12 protein-coding genes and 1 tRNA gene are annotated in these 13062 nt (G+C 68.6%); 4 read left to right on the top strand and 9 right to left on the bottom strand.

What is annotated here, in order from left to right; genetic code table 11:
• Window positions 1–136 precede the first annotated feature (136 nt).
• Window positions 137–1540 carry a PLP-dependent aminotransferase family protein gene (locus tag MRBLWH11_RS14075; protein WP_341945307.1) on the bottom strand — a complete coding sequence of 468 codons (1404 nt, stop codon included), beginning with the start codon at window positions 1538–1540 and terminating at the stop codon, window positions 137–139.
• A 95-nt stretch (window positions 1541–1635) separates the two neighbouring features.
• Between MRBLWH11_RS14075 and MRBLWH11_RS14080 the strand changes: the two genes are divergently transcribed.
• Window positions 1636–2301, top strand: coding sequence for a hypothetical protein (locus tag MRBLWH11_RS14080; protein WP_341945308.1), 666 nt, complete (start codon window positions 1636–1638; stop codon window positions 2299–2301).
• Window positions 2302–2361: 60 nt separating this feature from the next.
• On the opposite strand, the gene MRBLWH11_RS14085 is transcribed toward MRBLWH11_RS14080, so the two are convergent.
• The 6 genes from MRBLWH11_RS14085 to aceE all read right to left on the bottom strand — a co-directional run bounded on the left by MRBLWH11_RS14085 (window position 2362) and on the right by aceE (window position 9990).
• Window positions 2362–3600, bottom strand: a complete 1239-nt coding sequence (locus MRBLWH11_RS14085; protein ID WP_116634822.1) for a beta-ketoacyl-[acyl-carrier-protein] synthase family protein — start codon at window positions 3598–3600, stop codon at window positions 2362–2364.
• Between the two features lie 93 nt (window positions 3601–3693).
• Entirely contained in the window at window positions 3694–3942 is a 249-nt protein-coding gene (locus MRBLWH11_RS14090) for an acyl carrier protein (RefSeq protein ID WP_017830435.1), read from the bottom strand.
• 67 nt (window positions 3943–4009) lie between these two features.
• Window positions 4010–5011: a beta-ketoacyl-ACP synthase III gene (locus tag MRBLWH11_RS14095; RefSeq protein ID WP_341945309.1), complete on the bottom strand. Its 1002-nt coding sequence runs from the start codon at window positions 5009–5011 to the stop codon at window positions 4010–4012.
• On the bottom strand, window positions 5008–5928 hold the full coding sequence (locus MRBLWH11_RS14100) for an ACP S-malonyltransferase (RefSeq protein WP_341945310.1): 921 nt from the start codon (window positions 5926–5928) through the stop codon (window positions 5008–5010). Before MRBLWH11_RS14100 ends, MRBLWH11_RS14095 begins: the two co-directional genes overlap by 4 nt.
• A gap of 100 nt (window positions 5929–6028) precedes the next feature.
• Entirely contained in the window at window positions 6029–7231 is a 1203-nt protein-coding gene (locus MRBLWH11_RS14105; protein ID WP_116634825.1) for a helix-turn-helix domain-containing protein, read from the bottom strand.
• Window positions 7232–7263: 32 nt separating this feature from the next.
• Window positions 7264–9990, bottom strand: a complete 2727-nt coding sequence (aceE, locus tag MRBLWH11_RS14110; protein ID WP_341945311.1) for a pyruvate dehydrogenase (acetyl-transferring), homodimeric type — start codon at window positions 9988–9990, stop codon at window positions 7264–7266.
• A gap of 254 nt (window positions 9991–10244) precedes the next feature.
• Here aceE and MRBLWH11_RS14115 point away from each other — a divergent pair, with 254 nt between their 5' ends.
• The 3 genes from MRBLWH11_RS14115 (at window position 10245) to MRBLWH11_RS14125 (ending at window position 11868) form a co-directional block, all read left to right on the top strand.
• On the top strand, window positions 10245–10850 hold the full coding sequence (locus MRBLWH11_RS14115; protein WP_341945312.1) for a carboxymuconolactone decarboxylase family protein: 606 nt from the start codon (window positions 10245–10247) through the stop codon (window positions 10848–10850).
• A 10-nt stretch (window positions 10851–10860) separates the two neighbouring features.
• The gene (locus MRBLWH11_RS14120) at window positions 10861–11754 is read left to right on the top strand and encodes an RNA polymerase sigma-70 factor (protein WP_341945313.1); all 894 of its coding nucleotides are present in this window, start codon (window positions 10861–10863) and stop codon (window positions 11752–11754) included.
• A 41-nt stretch (window positions 11755–11795) separates the two neighbouring features.
• Window positions 11796–11868, top strand: a tRNA-Val gene (locus MRBLWH11_RS14125).
• Between the two features lie 146 nt (window positions 11869–12014).
• Here MRBLWH11_RS14125 and MRBLWH11_RS14130 read toward each other — a convergent pair.
• Together MRBLWH11_RS14130 and MRBLWH11_RS14135 are read right to left on the bottom strand one after the other, a co-directional pair.
• Window positions 12015–12269, bottom strand: coding sequence for a hypothetical protein (locus tag MRBLWH11_RS14130; RefSeq protein ID WP_341945314.1), 255 nt, complete (start codon window positions 12267–12269; stop codon window positions 12015–12017).
• Window positions 12270–12456: 187 nt separating this feature from the next.
• A complete protein-coding gene (locus MRBLWH11_RS14135; RefSeq protein ID WP_341945315.1) occupies window positions 12457–12867 on the bottom strand; it encodes a TM2 domain-containing protein in 411 nt (136 codons plus the stop codon).
• Window positions 12868–13062: the final 195 nt, after the last annotated feature.

The following is a 13062-nucleotide window of genomic DNA, read 5'->3' on the forward strand; positions in this document are numbered from 1 at the left end:
GCCGGCGAGAGACCTGGAGCGGGGGAGGCGTGAGTATCGGATGCCGGTGATCCGTCCCGGACGCTGAGAAGACGTATCCCCGCTTCACATGACGAGGACCCCGCCCCGGAAGAGGCGGGGTCCTCGTCACGCTGTGTCAGATGACGGCTGCGCGGGGCAGAGCGTCGAGCTGCGAGACCTCCCCCTCCCGCACGTCCGTCCACGCGAGACGCAGCCGTTCCATCGCCTCATCCGTCCGCGCAGGCGGGAGCGTGATGGGAATACGAAGACGCCGTTCGAGCACGCCGCCTGTGGTGAACCTCGGTCCTGGCGGCAGGATCAGTCCGTGCTCGCGCGCCGCGAGAGACAGCATCGTCGAGACGGGAGCGCCGAGATCCACCCATGCGGAGAGCCCTCCGTCGGTCTGCGGCATGCGCACGCCGTCGATGCGTTCGAGTCCCTCGGCGACGGCCGCGCGTCCCGCCGCGAGCCGCGAGCGGACGTGTGCGGTGAGGGCGGGCATCTCGGTGAGGAGCTCGATGGCGATGCACTGCTCCAGGAGTGCGGTGCCGAGTTCGAACGACGGCCGCACCGCGAGCAGTCGGGAGATCACGGAGCGCTCCGCGCGGATCCAGCCGATGCGCATGCCGCCCCAGGCGATCTTCGACATCGAGCCGACCGTGATGACGTGCGGTCCGAACGCGGCCAGCGGGAGTGGGCGCCAGCCGCGATCGATGTCGAGCTCGACGGTCGTCTCGTCGACGATGAGCTGGGTTCCGGTGTTGCGCGCCATCGCCGCGATGAGCGGACGATCGGCGCCCGGCAGCGTGGCGCCGGTGGGGTTGTGGAAGTCGGGGATCAGATAGGCGACATGAGGGCGGCTCTGCAGCAGCAGGTCGGAGAGGTGCGCCGTGTCCCACCCGTCGACGTCGACCGGAGTGGGGAGCAGGCGGTAGCCGTACCGGCGTATCGCCTCGAGGGCGTGCGGGAACGTCGGCTGCTCGACGACGGCGCGCTCTCCGCGTCTGCCGATCGTGGCGAGCACCAGGTTGAGGGCGTTCAGGGCACCGGAGGTGATGATGATCTCCTCGGCCGTGGTCGGGACGCCGCGCTCGGTGAATCGCTGTGCGACGGCATCGCGGAGCTCCGGCATGCCTCGCAGGGAGTAGCCGCTCGTGCCCCGCAGAGCGGCCAGCCGTGGCAGCGAACGCACCGTCGCGTCGTAGAGCCCCGGTGTCGAGTCCATGGAGGCGATGGACAGGTCGATCGCCGAATCGTCCTCATGCTCCCGGGGTGAGACGTACTCGCGGGGGAGCGCCACCCGCGTTCCGCCGCCCTGTCGGCGGGAGACGTATCCGTCGCCTTCGAGCAGGTCGTACACCCGAGTCGTCGTCGATCGCGACCGGCGCAGCTCGACGGCGAGAGCTCGCTCGCTGGGCAGGCGCTCACCGACCGTGAGTCGTCCGTCGAGGATCAGGGCGCGGATCCGCCCCGCGAGCGCCGCCGCTGTCGCCCCGGCGACGCTCTGCGCGCCGAGCTGGTCCACCAATCGAGAGGTCACTCTTCCAGCATGCCCGAAACTGGCCTGGTGAAAGCAGGCCACTTTTCGAAGACTGGCCTCGTCGTCACCAGTGGACGGCCCACCACGATGAAGAGATGAGCATGCGTTCCGTCTTCCTCCCCGTCACCGCCACGAGCCGCCGCGACCTCGCTGAGCGCCTGGTGCAGCTGGTCGTCGGGCTGGTGCTGTACGGCGTCGCGCTCGGACTCATGGTGCGCGGCGGGATCGGAGTCGCTCCGTGGGATGTGCTGTCGCTCGGTGTCGCGGCGCAGAGCGGACTGGGCTACGGCGCGGTCACGAATCTCGTCGCCGTCGTCGTGCTGATCCTCTGGATCCCGCTCCGGCAGCGGGTGGGAATCGGTACATTGCTCAATGCGCTGCTGATCGGCCCGAGCGCGGATCTCACACTGGTCCTGGTTCCCGCGCCCACGTCCATCTGGTGGGGCGCACCCCTGTTCGCCGGAGGACTGCTCCTCCTCGCGTTTGCGACCGGTCTGTACATCGCGGCGGACTTCGGACCAGGACCCCGTGACGGATTGATGACCGGCCTCGTGCGCCGGACCGGATGGAAGGTCTGGATCGTGCGCACCGTGATCGAGGGCAGCGTCCTGATCATCGGCTTCCTGCTCGGAGGACCGGTGGGTGTCGGCACCGTCGTCTTCGCGCTCGGCGTCGGCCCGCTGATCGGCTGGTTCCTGCCGCGCATCACCGCGCTGCGCCAGGAGCGCTCTCGTCGACTCGCGACGAGCGTGCGCCCCTGAGCGGAGTGGGACGAGAAGAGGCCCCGGGAGGATCTCCCGGGGCCTCTTGACGAGCGACGGTCAGTCGCCGTTGGAGAACACGGCGACGGCGTTGTGGCCGCCGAAGCCGAACGAGTTGCTGATCGCGATCTGCGGTCCGTCCCCGAGCGGCGTCGGCTCGCCGGAGAGGCGGAACGGCACGGCCGGGTCGGGCTCGGTCATGTTGATCGTCGGAGGGGCCACACGATCGCGCAGGGCGAGCAGCGAGAAGATCGCCTCCAGGGCGCCGGTGCCGCCGAGCAGGTGGCCCGTGGAAGCCTTCGTCGCGGAGACGGGGATCTCGTCGAGCCGCTCGCCGAAGACCTTCTTGAGCGCCACGTACTCGTTGGGGTCGCCGACCGGGGTCGACGTCGCGTGCGCGTTGATGTGCGTCACCTGGTCGGGGGTCACGCCGGCCTCTTCCAGCGCCTGCGTGACGGCACGTGCGGCGCCGTTGCCCTCGGGGTCGTTCCCCGTGATGTGGTACGCGTCGGCCGTGACGCCGCCGCCGAGCACGTAGCCGTAGATCTTCGCGCCGCGGGCCTTGGCGTGCTCCTCGGTCTCGAGGATCAGCGCGGCGGCGCCCTCACCCATGACGAATCCGTCACGGTCGATCGCGCCGGGGCGGGACGCCGTGGCGGGGTCGTCGTTGCGACGCGACAGCGCCTGCGCGGAGGCGAACGAGGCCATCGTGATCGGGTGGATCGCCGACTCGGTGCCGCCGGCGATGACGACGTCGGCGAGGCCGTCCTGCAGGTGGTGGTACGCGTGGATGATCGACTCGGTGCTCGAGGCGCAGGCGCTCACGACGGTCTGGGCGTACGCGCGCGCCTGGAACTGGAGCGAGAGGTTGCCCGCAGCGGCGTTCGGCATGAGCATCGGGACGGTGAGGGGCATGACACGCCGCGGGCCCTTCTCGCGGAGGGTGTCCCAGGCGTCGAGCAGCGTCCACAGTCCGCCGATGCCGGTGGCGAAGTCGACGCCGAGGCGCTCGGGGGCGACCTCGGGCGAGCCCGCATCGGCCCAGGCCTCACGCGCGGCGATCAGCGCGAACTGGGAGGACGGGTCGAGCCGCTTCGCCTCGTGGCGGGGCAGGACCTCCTCGGGGCGGACGATGGCCTCGGCGGCGAAGGTGACGGGCAGCTCGTACTGCTGCACCCAATCGTGCTCGAGGGCCCGGGTCCCGGACACGCCTGCGAGCAGGTTGGCCCAGTTCTCCGGAGCGGTCCCGCCGATGGCGGAAGTGGCGCCGATGCCGGTGACGACGATGCGCTTGGTCATGGTGTGGTTCCTTGTCGGGCGGGGGTGGAGCGGAGTTCGGGCAAGGCAGAGGATGCCACGCCCCGCAGATGCGGGGGTGGCATCCTGCGGGGATTACTCCTGGCCTGCGACGATGAAGCTGACGGCGTCGCCGACGGTCTTGAGGTTCTTAACCTCGTCGTCGGGGATGGTGACGCCGAACTTCTCCTCGGCGTTGACGACGATCGTCATCATCGAGATCGAGTCGATGTCGAGGTCGTCGGTGAACGACTTCTCCAGGGCGACCTCGGAGGCGTTGATGCCGGTCTCGTCGGTGATCAGCTCTGCGAGGCCAGCGAGGACCTCATCGTTGGTGAAAGCCATGTGGTCTTCCTCTTTCTTACGGGTTGTATTCGGAACCGTGGAACAGTCTAGGGAAGGTCGCGCGATCTCAGGGGAGGACGACGACCTGTGCGGCGAAGACGAGGCCGGCGCCGAAGCCGATCTGCAGTGCGAGACCCCCGGAGAGCTCGGGGTGCTCAGCCATCAGCCGGTGGCTCGCGAGCGGGATCGACGCGGCCGACGTGTTGCCGGTCGTCTCGATGTCGCGCGCGATGACCGTGGTCTCCGGCAGCTTCAGCTGCTTGGCGAACTCGTCGATGATGCGCATGTTGGCCTGGTGCGGGATGAAGGCGGCGATGTCGGCCGGCTGGACACCGGCCTTCTCGAGCGCCTCGCGGGCGACCTTCGCCATCTCCCAGACGGCCCAGCGGAAGACGGTCTGCCCTTCCTGACGCAGCGTCGGCCACGGCGCCTCGCCGTCGCGGAACTCGGTGAGAGTGGCGTTCATGCCGACGGCATCGGCCTTGGAGCCGTCGGAACCCCACACGGCCGGGGCGATGCCAGGCGTGTCGCTGGGGCCGATGAGGGCGGCGCCAGCGCCGTCGCCGAGCAGGAACGAGATGCTGCGGTCGGTCGGGTCGACGACGTCGGAGAGCTTCTCCGTGCCGATCACGAGGGCGTAGCGGGCCGCTCCGGCCTTGATCAGGGCATCGGCCTGCGCGACCGCGTAGGCGTACCCCGCGCACGCGGCGTTGATGTCGTACGCCGCGGCGGGGTTCGCTCCGACCCGGTCGGCGACGATCGCGGACACCGAGGGGGTCTGCTTGGGGTTGCTGATCGTCGCGACGATCACGAGGTCGACCTGATCGGCGGGGATGCCGGACTTCTCGATGGCCTCGGCGGCCGCTTCGGTGGCGAGATCGATGGCGTCCGTGCCCTTGTTCGCGCGAGCACGCGTGATGATGCCGGTGCGCTGGCGGATCCACTCGTCGCTGGAGTCGATCGGGCCGATGAGGTCCTCGTTGGGCACGGCGTTCTCTCCGCGCGCGGCACCGAACGAGTAGATGCGCGTGTAGGCAGGGCCGGCGACCTGGGCGAGGGTGATGCTCATGCGGCTTCTCCGTTCAGCAGCGCGACCGCCGCATCGAGGTCTTCGGGGGTCTTCACGGCGACGGTGGGTACACCGCGGAGGCCGCGCTTGGCGAGTCCGACCAGGGCACCGGCCGGAGCGAGTTCGATCAGACCGGTGATGCCGTGGTCGGCGAACGAGCTCATGCACAGGTCCCACCGCACCGGGGAGGACACCTGGTCGACGAGGTGGGAGAGCGCCTGAGCGCCGTTGTCGACGACCGAGCCGTCGCGGTTGCTCCACAGGGTGATGGAGGGGTCGGTGGGCGTCACGGTCGCCACGGCGTCGCGCAGAGCGGCCACGGCCGACGCCATGTACTCCGTGTGGAACGCACCGGCGACCTGCAGGGGGATCACCCTGGTTCCCTTGACGGGCTGCGTGGCGAGGGCCTCGAGCCCGGGGAGCTCGCCGGCGACGACGAGCTGGCCGCCGCCGTTGTAGTTCGCGGGGGAGAGCCCGAGCTCGGTGAGCCGTTCCAGGACCACGGCCTCGTCGCCGCCGAGGACCGCGCTCATGCCGGTCGGCGTCTGCGCTGCGGCATCCGCCATCGCACGACCGCGGATGCCGACCAGGCGCATGCCCGTCTCGGCGTCGATGACGCCGCTGCCGACCAGGGCGGCGATCTCGCCCACCGAGTGTCCGGCGGTTCCGTCCGCGCGGCGACCGGCCCGGGCGGTCAGGGCGTCAGCCGCGATGAGTGAGGCGGCGACGATCAGCGGCTGCGCGATGCGCGTGTCGCGGATCGTGTCGGCATCCGACACCGTGCCGTGTTCGCGAAGATCGACCTCCGCGGCGTCCGAGTATGCGGCGAGGCGCTCGGCCACCCTGTCGAGCTCGAGCCAGGGGGCGAGGAATCCGGGGGTCTGCGAGCCCTGTCCAGGGCAGACGACGACAATCACACCCTCAGTCTGCCAACGTTTCGCGCCGAACGGTGGATGATCCATCACAAGATTCCGAAGAACCCTTGTGTGTGGCGTACAGACCGCGTGATCGTCGGCCTCAGCGCTGCGGTCGGCGGAGAGCCGGGCGACGGCGTGTCTGATCCGTCACTCCGATGGAGCCGAGGATCAGCGCGGTCTGGAGGATCAGCGCCTCGCGCGGGCCCGTGGCATCCCAGCCGATGACCTCGCTCACGCGCTTGAGGCGGTAGCGCACGGTGTTCGGGTGGACGAAGAGCTCGCGGGCGGTCGCCTCGAGGGAGCGGCCGTTGTCGAGGTAGCTCCACAGCGTCGTCACGAGGTCGGTGGAGTGCGCCTGCAGCGGGCGGAAGATGCGTTCGATGAGGGTCTGCTTCGCGAGCGGATCGCCGGCGAGAGCGCGTTCCGGCAGCAGATCGTCGGCCTCGACGGGTCGCGGCGCGCTGCGCCAGGCGCGGGCGACGGCGAATCCGGCCAGGGCGGCGCGGGCGCTCTGGCTCGCGTCCACGAGTGCGGCGACCGCCGGGCCGAGCACGACGTAACCGGGCCCGAACGAGGGCTCGAGACGCGTGGCGATCTCCTGGAAGCCGAGCTCGTCCTCGACCTCTTCGGTGTCCTGTCCGGCGATCCTCGCACGGCCGAGGACCAGCACCAGGCGCGAGCCCTGCACGCCGATGAGGACGTCGACCGCGAGCTTTCGGGCTGTGCGACGCACGAGGTCGACATCGAACTGCGGGGGAGTCGTGCCGACCAGGACGGCGACCTCTCCGTGGCCGTGCCAGCCGAGTGCCGCGATGCGGCTGGGCAGCTCCTCATCGGCCTCGCCCGTGAGGATCGAGTCGACGACGAGGGCCTCGAGCCGCGCGTCCCAGAGCCCGCGGGCCTCGGCGGCGCGCGCGTACACGTCGGCCGCCGCGAACGCCACATCGCGAGAGTAGAGCAGGATCGCCTCGCGGAGATCGTTGCCGCGACCGGCGACACGCTCCTCGGTGACCTCGACCGTCACACGGATCAGCTGCAGCGTCTGCTGGAGGCTGACGCTGCGCAGCAGCTCCCGCGGTGCGGCGGCGAAGATGTCGGCCGCGATCCACGGTGTCGAGGTCGGATCCTCGTACCACTGGATGAACGAGGTGATGCCCGCCTGCGCCACCAGCCCGACCGCGGAGCGGCGGGCCGGTGGCATATCGGCGTACCAGGGGAGGGTGTCTTCCAGCCGCTTGATCGTCACCGAGGCGATGTCACCGGAGATACGGCGCAGCCAGGTGAGCGTGGCGGTCTTGTCCATACCGCTGGAAGACGAAGCTGTCACCGAGGGGCTCAGCTCTCCCCGCCCGCGTTTCCGCTGGTGCCGGCATTCACGTCGTGCAGGCTGTACTTCTGGATCGCCTGCGCAGCGAGCGACCGGTCGACCACGCCGTCTTCGGCGAGCGACTGCAGCGTGCGGACGACGACCGACGGGCCGTCGATCTTGAAGAAGCGACGCGCAGCGGCACGGGTGTCCGAGAAGCCGAAGCCGTCGGCGCCGAGCGTGGCGAAGCGGTTCGGGACCCACGGGCGGATCTGGTCCTGCACGGCGTGCATGTAGTCGCTCACAGCGACGACGGGACCTTCGGCGCCCTGCAGCTTCTGGGTGAGGTAGGCCGTGTGCGGCTCTTCCTCCGGGTGCAGGAAGTTGTGCTCGTCGGCGGCGAGGCCGTCGCGGCGCAGTTCGGTCCAGGAGGTGACCGACCAGACATCGGCGATCACGCCCCAGTCGTCCTTGAGCAGCTGCTGAGCCTCGAGTGCCCAGGGGAGTCCGACGCCCGACGCGAAGAGCTGGGCGCGCGGGCCCTCGCCTTCGCCCACCGACACGCGGTGGATGCCGCGCACGATGCCGTCGACGTCGACATCCGCCGGCTCGGCGGGCATCACGATCGGCTCGTTGTAGAGCGTGATGTAGTACATCACGTTCGGGTCCTCGTGGTTCCCGCCGTACATGCGCTCGATACCGGAGCGCACGATGTGCGCGATCTCGTAGCCGTAGGCCGGATCGTATGAGATGGTCGCCGGGTTGGTCGCGGCCAGCAGGTGCGAGTGGCCGTCGGCGTGCTGCAGACCTTCTCCGGTCAGCGTCGTGCGACCGGCGGTGGCACCCATGATGAAGCCGCGCGCCATCTGGTCGCCGGCTGCCCACTGGGCGTCGCCCGTGCGCTGGAATCCGAACATCGAGTAGAAGAGGTAGACCGGGATCAGCGGCTCGCCGTGCGTGGCGTACGAGGTTCCGGCGGCGGTGAAGGCCGCGAGTGCGCCGGCCTCGTTGATGCCGACGTGCACGATCTGGCCCTGCGGGCTCTCCTTGTAGGCGAGGAGCAGCTCACGGTCGACCGACGTGTAGTGCTGACCGTTCGGGTTGTAGATCTTCGCGGTCGGGAAGTACGCATCCATTCCGAAGGTGCGCGCTTCGTCGGGGATGATCGGCACGATGCGGTGGCCGAAGTCCTTCGAGCGCAGGAGGTCCTTGAGTAGGCGGACGAACGCCATGGTGGTGGCGATCTCCTGCGTGCCGGAGCCCTTCTTGGGGAGGGCGTACGCCGTGTCATCCGGCAGAGCCAGGCCGACGTGGGTCGTGCGGCGCTCCGGGAGGAAGCCGCCGAGTTCCCTGCGACGCTCGAGCATGTACTGGATCGTCTCGTCCTGGGGTCCCGGGTTGTAGTACGGGGGCAGGTACGGGTTCTCCTCGAGCTGCGCATCCGTGATCGGGATGTGCATGGCGTCGCGGAACGTCTTGAGGTTGTCCAGCGTCATCTTCTTCATCTGGTGGGTCGCGTTGCGGCCCTCGAAGTGCGGACCGAGGCCGTAGCCCTTGACGGTCTTGGCGAGGATGACGGTGGGCTTGCCCTTGTGCTCGGTCGCGGCCTTGAAAGCGGCGTAGACCTTGCGGTAGTCGTGGCCACCGCGCTTGAGGTTCCAGATGTCGTCGTCGGAGTAGTCCTTGACGAGGGCGGCTGCGCGCTCGTCGCGGCCGAAGAAGTGCTCGCGGATGTACGCGCCCGACTCGGCCTTGTAGGTCTGGTAGTCGCCGTCGGGGGTGACGTTCATGAGGTTGAGCAGCGCGCCCTCGGTGTCGCGGGCGAGCAGGTCGTCCCATTCGCGACCCCAGACGACCTTGATGACGTTCCATCCGGCGCCGCGGAAGAACGACTCGAGCTCCTGGACGATCTTGCCGTTGCCGCGCACCGGGCCGTCGAGGCGCTGGAGGTTGCAGTTGACGATGAAGGTCAGGTTGTCGAGACCCTCGTTGGCGGCGACCTGCAGCTGGCCGCGGCTCTCGACCTCGTCCATCTCGCCGTCGCCGAGGAAGGCCCAGACGTGCGAGGCGGAGGTGTCCTTGATGCCGCGGTTCTCGAGGTACTTGTTCGACATCGCCTGGTAGATCGCGTTGATCGGTCCGAGACCCATCGAGACGGTCGGGAACTGCCAGTACTCCGGCATGAGGCGCGGGTGCGGGTACGACGGGATGCCGTTCGGCGCGTGCGACTTCTCCTGGCGGAATCCGTCGAGCTGATCCTCGGTCAGGCGGCCTTCGAGGTAGGAACGCGCGTAGGTTCCGGGGGAGGCGTGCCCCTGGACGAAGATCTGGTCGGCCCCACCGGAGTGGTCCGCGCCCTTGAAGAAGTGGTTGAAGCCCACCTCGTACAGTGCGGCAGACGAGGCGTAGGTCGAGATGTGGCCGCCGACCCCGATGCCGGGGCGCTGCGCGCGGTGCACCGTGATGGCCGCGTTCCAGCGGATCCAGGCGCGGTAGCGACGCTCGACCTCTTCGTCGCCGGGGAACTCGGGCTCGTTCTCCGGGGCGATGGTGTTGATGTAATCCGTGGTCGGAACCATCGGAACGCCCAGGTGCAGCTCCTTCGAGCGCTTGAGCAGGCTGAGCATGATCTCGCGACCACGTCCGTGGCCCTTCGCATCCACCAGCTCATCGAGCGACTGCTGCCACTCGCCGGTCTCTTCCGGATCGCTGTCCTGGGGGCCCTGGGAATACGGATCCTGGTCGTGCACGGTCACGGGGCGAACCTTTCGTCAAGCTGGCAGGTCATGCCAAGGAAACGGGAAGCGACGCGGGCAGCCTTGTCGGCTGTGCACAACGCGCGCCGGGTTCAGCCTATCCCTCTTCCACGACACGGGCGCGCACCGGGTCCCCGAGCGCGGATCGGCGGATGCCGACGGGTCGGGCGAGTCGTATGTCACATCCCGGGCGCGGGCGGTGTCTCCGTGTGGAAGGCCCGCAGAACGGCATCCGAATCGAAGGAGACATGAACATGAGCAGCAGCACGACCCGCATCCCGGCGGCCGAAGTCACCGGGGTCTACGGCGCGATGGTGAAGGTGTTCGCGAAGAAGATGATGGGCCGGGTGCCCGAGTCGGTCGGGGTGCTCTGGAACAACCCCGCGGTCATGAAGGACGCGATGGGCATCGGCCGGAAGACCGAGAGCTGGTCGGAGCTCGACCGGGACCTCGCGTCCTACGCGGCGATGGCGGCCGCAGCGACGATCGGCTGCAGCTTCTGCCTCGACTTCAACTACTTCATGGGTCACAACCACGGCCTCGATGCGACGAAGATCCGGCAGGTGCCGCGCTGGCGGGAGGCGAGCGTCTTCTCACCGGTCGAGCGCAGGGTGATGGAGTACGCGGAGGCTGCAAGTCAGACGCCGCCGGCCGTCACGGATGAGCTCTCCGATGCGCTGCTGGCCGACCTCGGACCCGCGGCTCTGGTCGAGCTCGCGGCGCGCGTGGCGTTCATGAACATGAGCGCCAGGATGAACGTGGCCCTCGGCATCCACTCCGAGGAGTTCGCCGACGCATGCGGGCTGCCTCCGCTCGCGGAACGGCAGGTCGTCCGAGAGCACATCGGCGACACTGCGTAGGCTCGCGGACATGGACCGCGTCGTGAGCGCCGTCGACGACCCGTTCGTCGTGCACCGCAATCTCCTCTTCACCGTCGCCTACGAGATGCTCGGTTCAGCGGCGGATGCCGAGGACGTGCTGCAGGAGTCCTGGCTGCGCTGGGCGGCGGTCGACCCGTCGACGGTCGCGGCGCCGAAGGCGTACCTCGTGCGGATCGTGACGCGGCAGGCGCTCAACCACATCCGCTCCACCTCGCGGCGCCGGGAGGACTATGTCGGCGAGTGGCTTCCCGAGCCGCTGCTCACGGCGCCCGACGTCGCCGATGATGTCGAGCTCGCTGAGAACCTGTCGATCGCGATGCTCACCGTGCTGGAGACCCTGAGTCCCGCCGAACGCGCGGTCTTCGTGCTGCGCGAGGTTTTCGATGTGCCATATGACGAGATCGCCGACGCCGTGGCGAAGACCCCCGCGGCGGTGCGGCAGATCGCCCACCGCGCGAAGGATCATGTCGCGGCCCGCCGTCCGCGCATCCGCGTTGTGCCCGCCGAGCGTGAGCGCGCGGTCGACAGGCTCGTCGCCGCGCTCAACACCGGCGACATCCAGGGGCTCATGGACGTCCTCGCTCCGGATGTGGTGTCCGTCGCGGACGGCGGCGGCAAGGTGCGCGGTGCCGCGCGGCGGCCGCTGGTCGGCGCGGACACGATCGCCCGCTACCTCATCGGCGGCCTCGCCAAGGTCGCCGGCGCCGTCCATGCGGCGGCGACGACGATCAACGGCCAGCCGGGGATCCGGGTGGAGATCGACGGAGAGCTCGCCGGGATCGTGACGATCACGGTCGAGGGCGGGCGGATCACCCGGATCTACTCCGTCGCGAACCCGGACAAGCTCGGACGCGTGGACCTCGAGGTGCCGCTGGTGCGGTGACGACCATCTCGGAGCTTTGTCGTCGATAGGATGATCGGGAAGGGCCTTTAGCTCAGCTGGTAGAGCGCCACGTTTACACCGTGGATGTCGTCGGTTCGATCCCGGCAGGGCCCACCTTCAGGTAGTCGCCGTACAGGCCCACAGGGTCGCGGCGCAGGAGCCCAGCGATCCCCTCGATCTCCTCTGCGAGGAATGCCGTCTCGCCCTTCATGCGAGATGCGAGCACGCTCTTGTTCATCCCTAGGAGCAGCATGAACGACTTAGGACCGCAGAACCAGGAACAGCAGATCACGCAAGGTGTCGCCCTGCCACTGATCCGGGTCATTCACCGCGATCGCCAGCCAACCGGCGTCGCTCATTTCGATATGCGCGACGTGATGCAGCGGACCCTCCTCGTACAGCATCCAGCGGTCACCGTCGGGGCGGACGGAATGCATCCGCCCGTCCTCGATGAAACGGAACGTGTGGCCGCGTTCGAGCTCGGGGGCCTCGTGGATGGTGGGCGTCGGGGTCATGCCCGCACTCTATCGGTGCGCTCGTCAGGAGTCCGAGGCTCGTCGCACCATCTCCGTCGCCTCCCGCGCACGGAGGCGAAGCCATCTCGCGGACCGCATCGGCGGTATGCGGTCTCCTCGCTCGGACGCAGCAAGCACGCTCCTGAGATGCGAACTGAGAGGAACAGAACCGATGAGCCACAGGCAGTCAGGACTGTCGGGTGCTCTCCTTGTTGACCTTGTCGACCATCGAGGGGATCACGAACAGGTCGGAGAGCACCCAGATGATCAGGAACGCGAAGATCACGTTCCCGATGATCAACGACCGCGAGTCAGGATCGACGTGGAACAGGAAGGACACGATCCACAGTGCCAGCAGCATCCATCCGATTCCGTAGCTGCGCAGGTAAAACCGGTGAGCACCAAGCGTCCCGAGCAGGATCACCAACCAATACGCCGCCGTCCGCGTCTTCACCAGCGTGATGACCACTGGCGCAGGTGCGACTGCCGGCGCAGCTCCTGCGGCTACCGGCCCCCACGATGCGCCGTCCCACCACTGCTTCTGCCCGTAGGCGTTGAGATACCAGCCTGCTTCGGGCGGTGATCCGGGAAAGGTCATCCCAGCAATCTATCGGTCCCAGAGAGCCAACGTGTGGAGCAGAGAGAGGCGGAGAACCATGGCTGAGTGCACGCCGACGACCGGGGAGATCCGCCAGTACATCTCGGCGGCGGATCGGGTCACCGCGCACATGTTCTCGCCGGAGGAGGCCGACGCTGTTGAGGCCTTCGATCGATGGCGGCCGCTCATGATACC

Origin of the sequence: Microbacterium sp. LWH11-1.2 (genome assembly GCF_038397745.1) — a bacterium.
Lineage (GTDB): Bacteria > Actinomycetota > Actinomycetes > Actinomycetales > Microbacteriaceae > Microbacterium.

Coding starts and splice junctions, on each gene's coding strand:
- MRBLWH11_RS14080 (WP_341945308.1), top strand. CDS start 1,636: ATGAGCATGCGTTCCGTCTTCCTCCCCGTCACCGCCACGAGCCGCCGC.
- MRBLWH11_RS14085 (WP_116634822.1), bottom strand. CDS start 3,600: ATGACCAAGCGCATCGTCGTCACCGGCATCGGCGCCACTTCCGCCATC.
- MRBLWH11_RS14090 (WP_017830435.1), bottom strand. CDS start 3,942: ATGGCTTTCACCAACGATGAGGTCCTCGCTGGCCTCGCAGAGCTGATC.
- MRBLWH11_RS14095 (WP_341945309.1), bottom strand. CDS start 5,011: ATGAGCATCACCCTCGCCCAGGTCGCCGGCCCTGCCTACACGCGCATC.
- MRBLWH11_RS14105 (WP_116634825.1), bottom strand. CDS start 7,231: ATGGACAAGACCGCCACGCTCACCTGGCTGCGCCGTATCTCCGGTGAC.
- MRBLWH11_RS14115 (WP_341945312.1), top strand. CDS start 10,245: ATGAGCAGCAGCACGACCCGCATCCCGGCGGCCGAAGTCACCGGGGTC.
- MRBLWH11_RS14120 (WP_341945313.1), top strand. CDS start 10,861: ATGGACCGCGTCGTGAGCGCCGTCGACGACCCGTTCGTCGTGCACCGC.
- MRBLWH11_RS14130 (WP_341945314.1), bottom strand. CDS start 12,269: ATGACCCCGACGCCCACCATCCACGAGGCCCCCGAGCTCGAACGCGGC.
- MRBLWH11_RS14135 (WP_341945315.1), bottom strand. CDS start 12,867: ATGACCTTTCCCGGATCACCGCCCGAAGCAGGCTGGTATCTCAACGCC.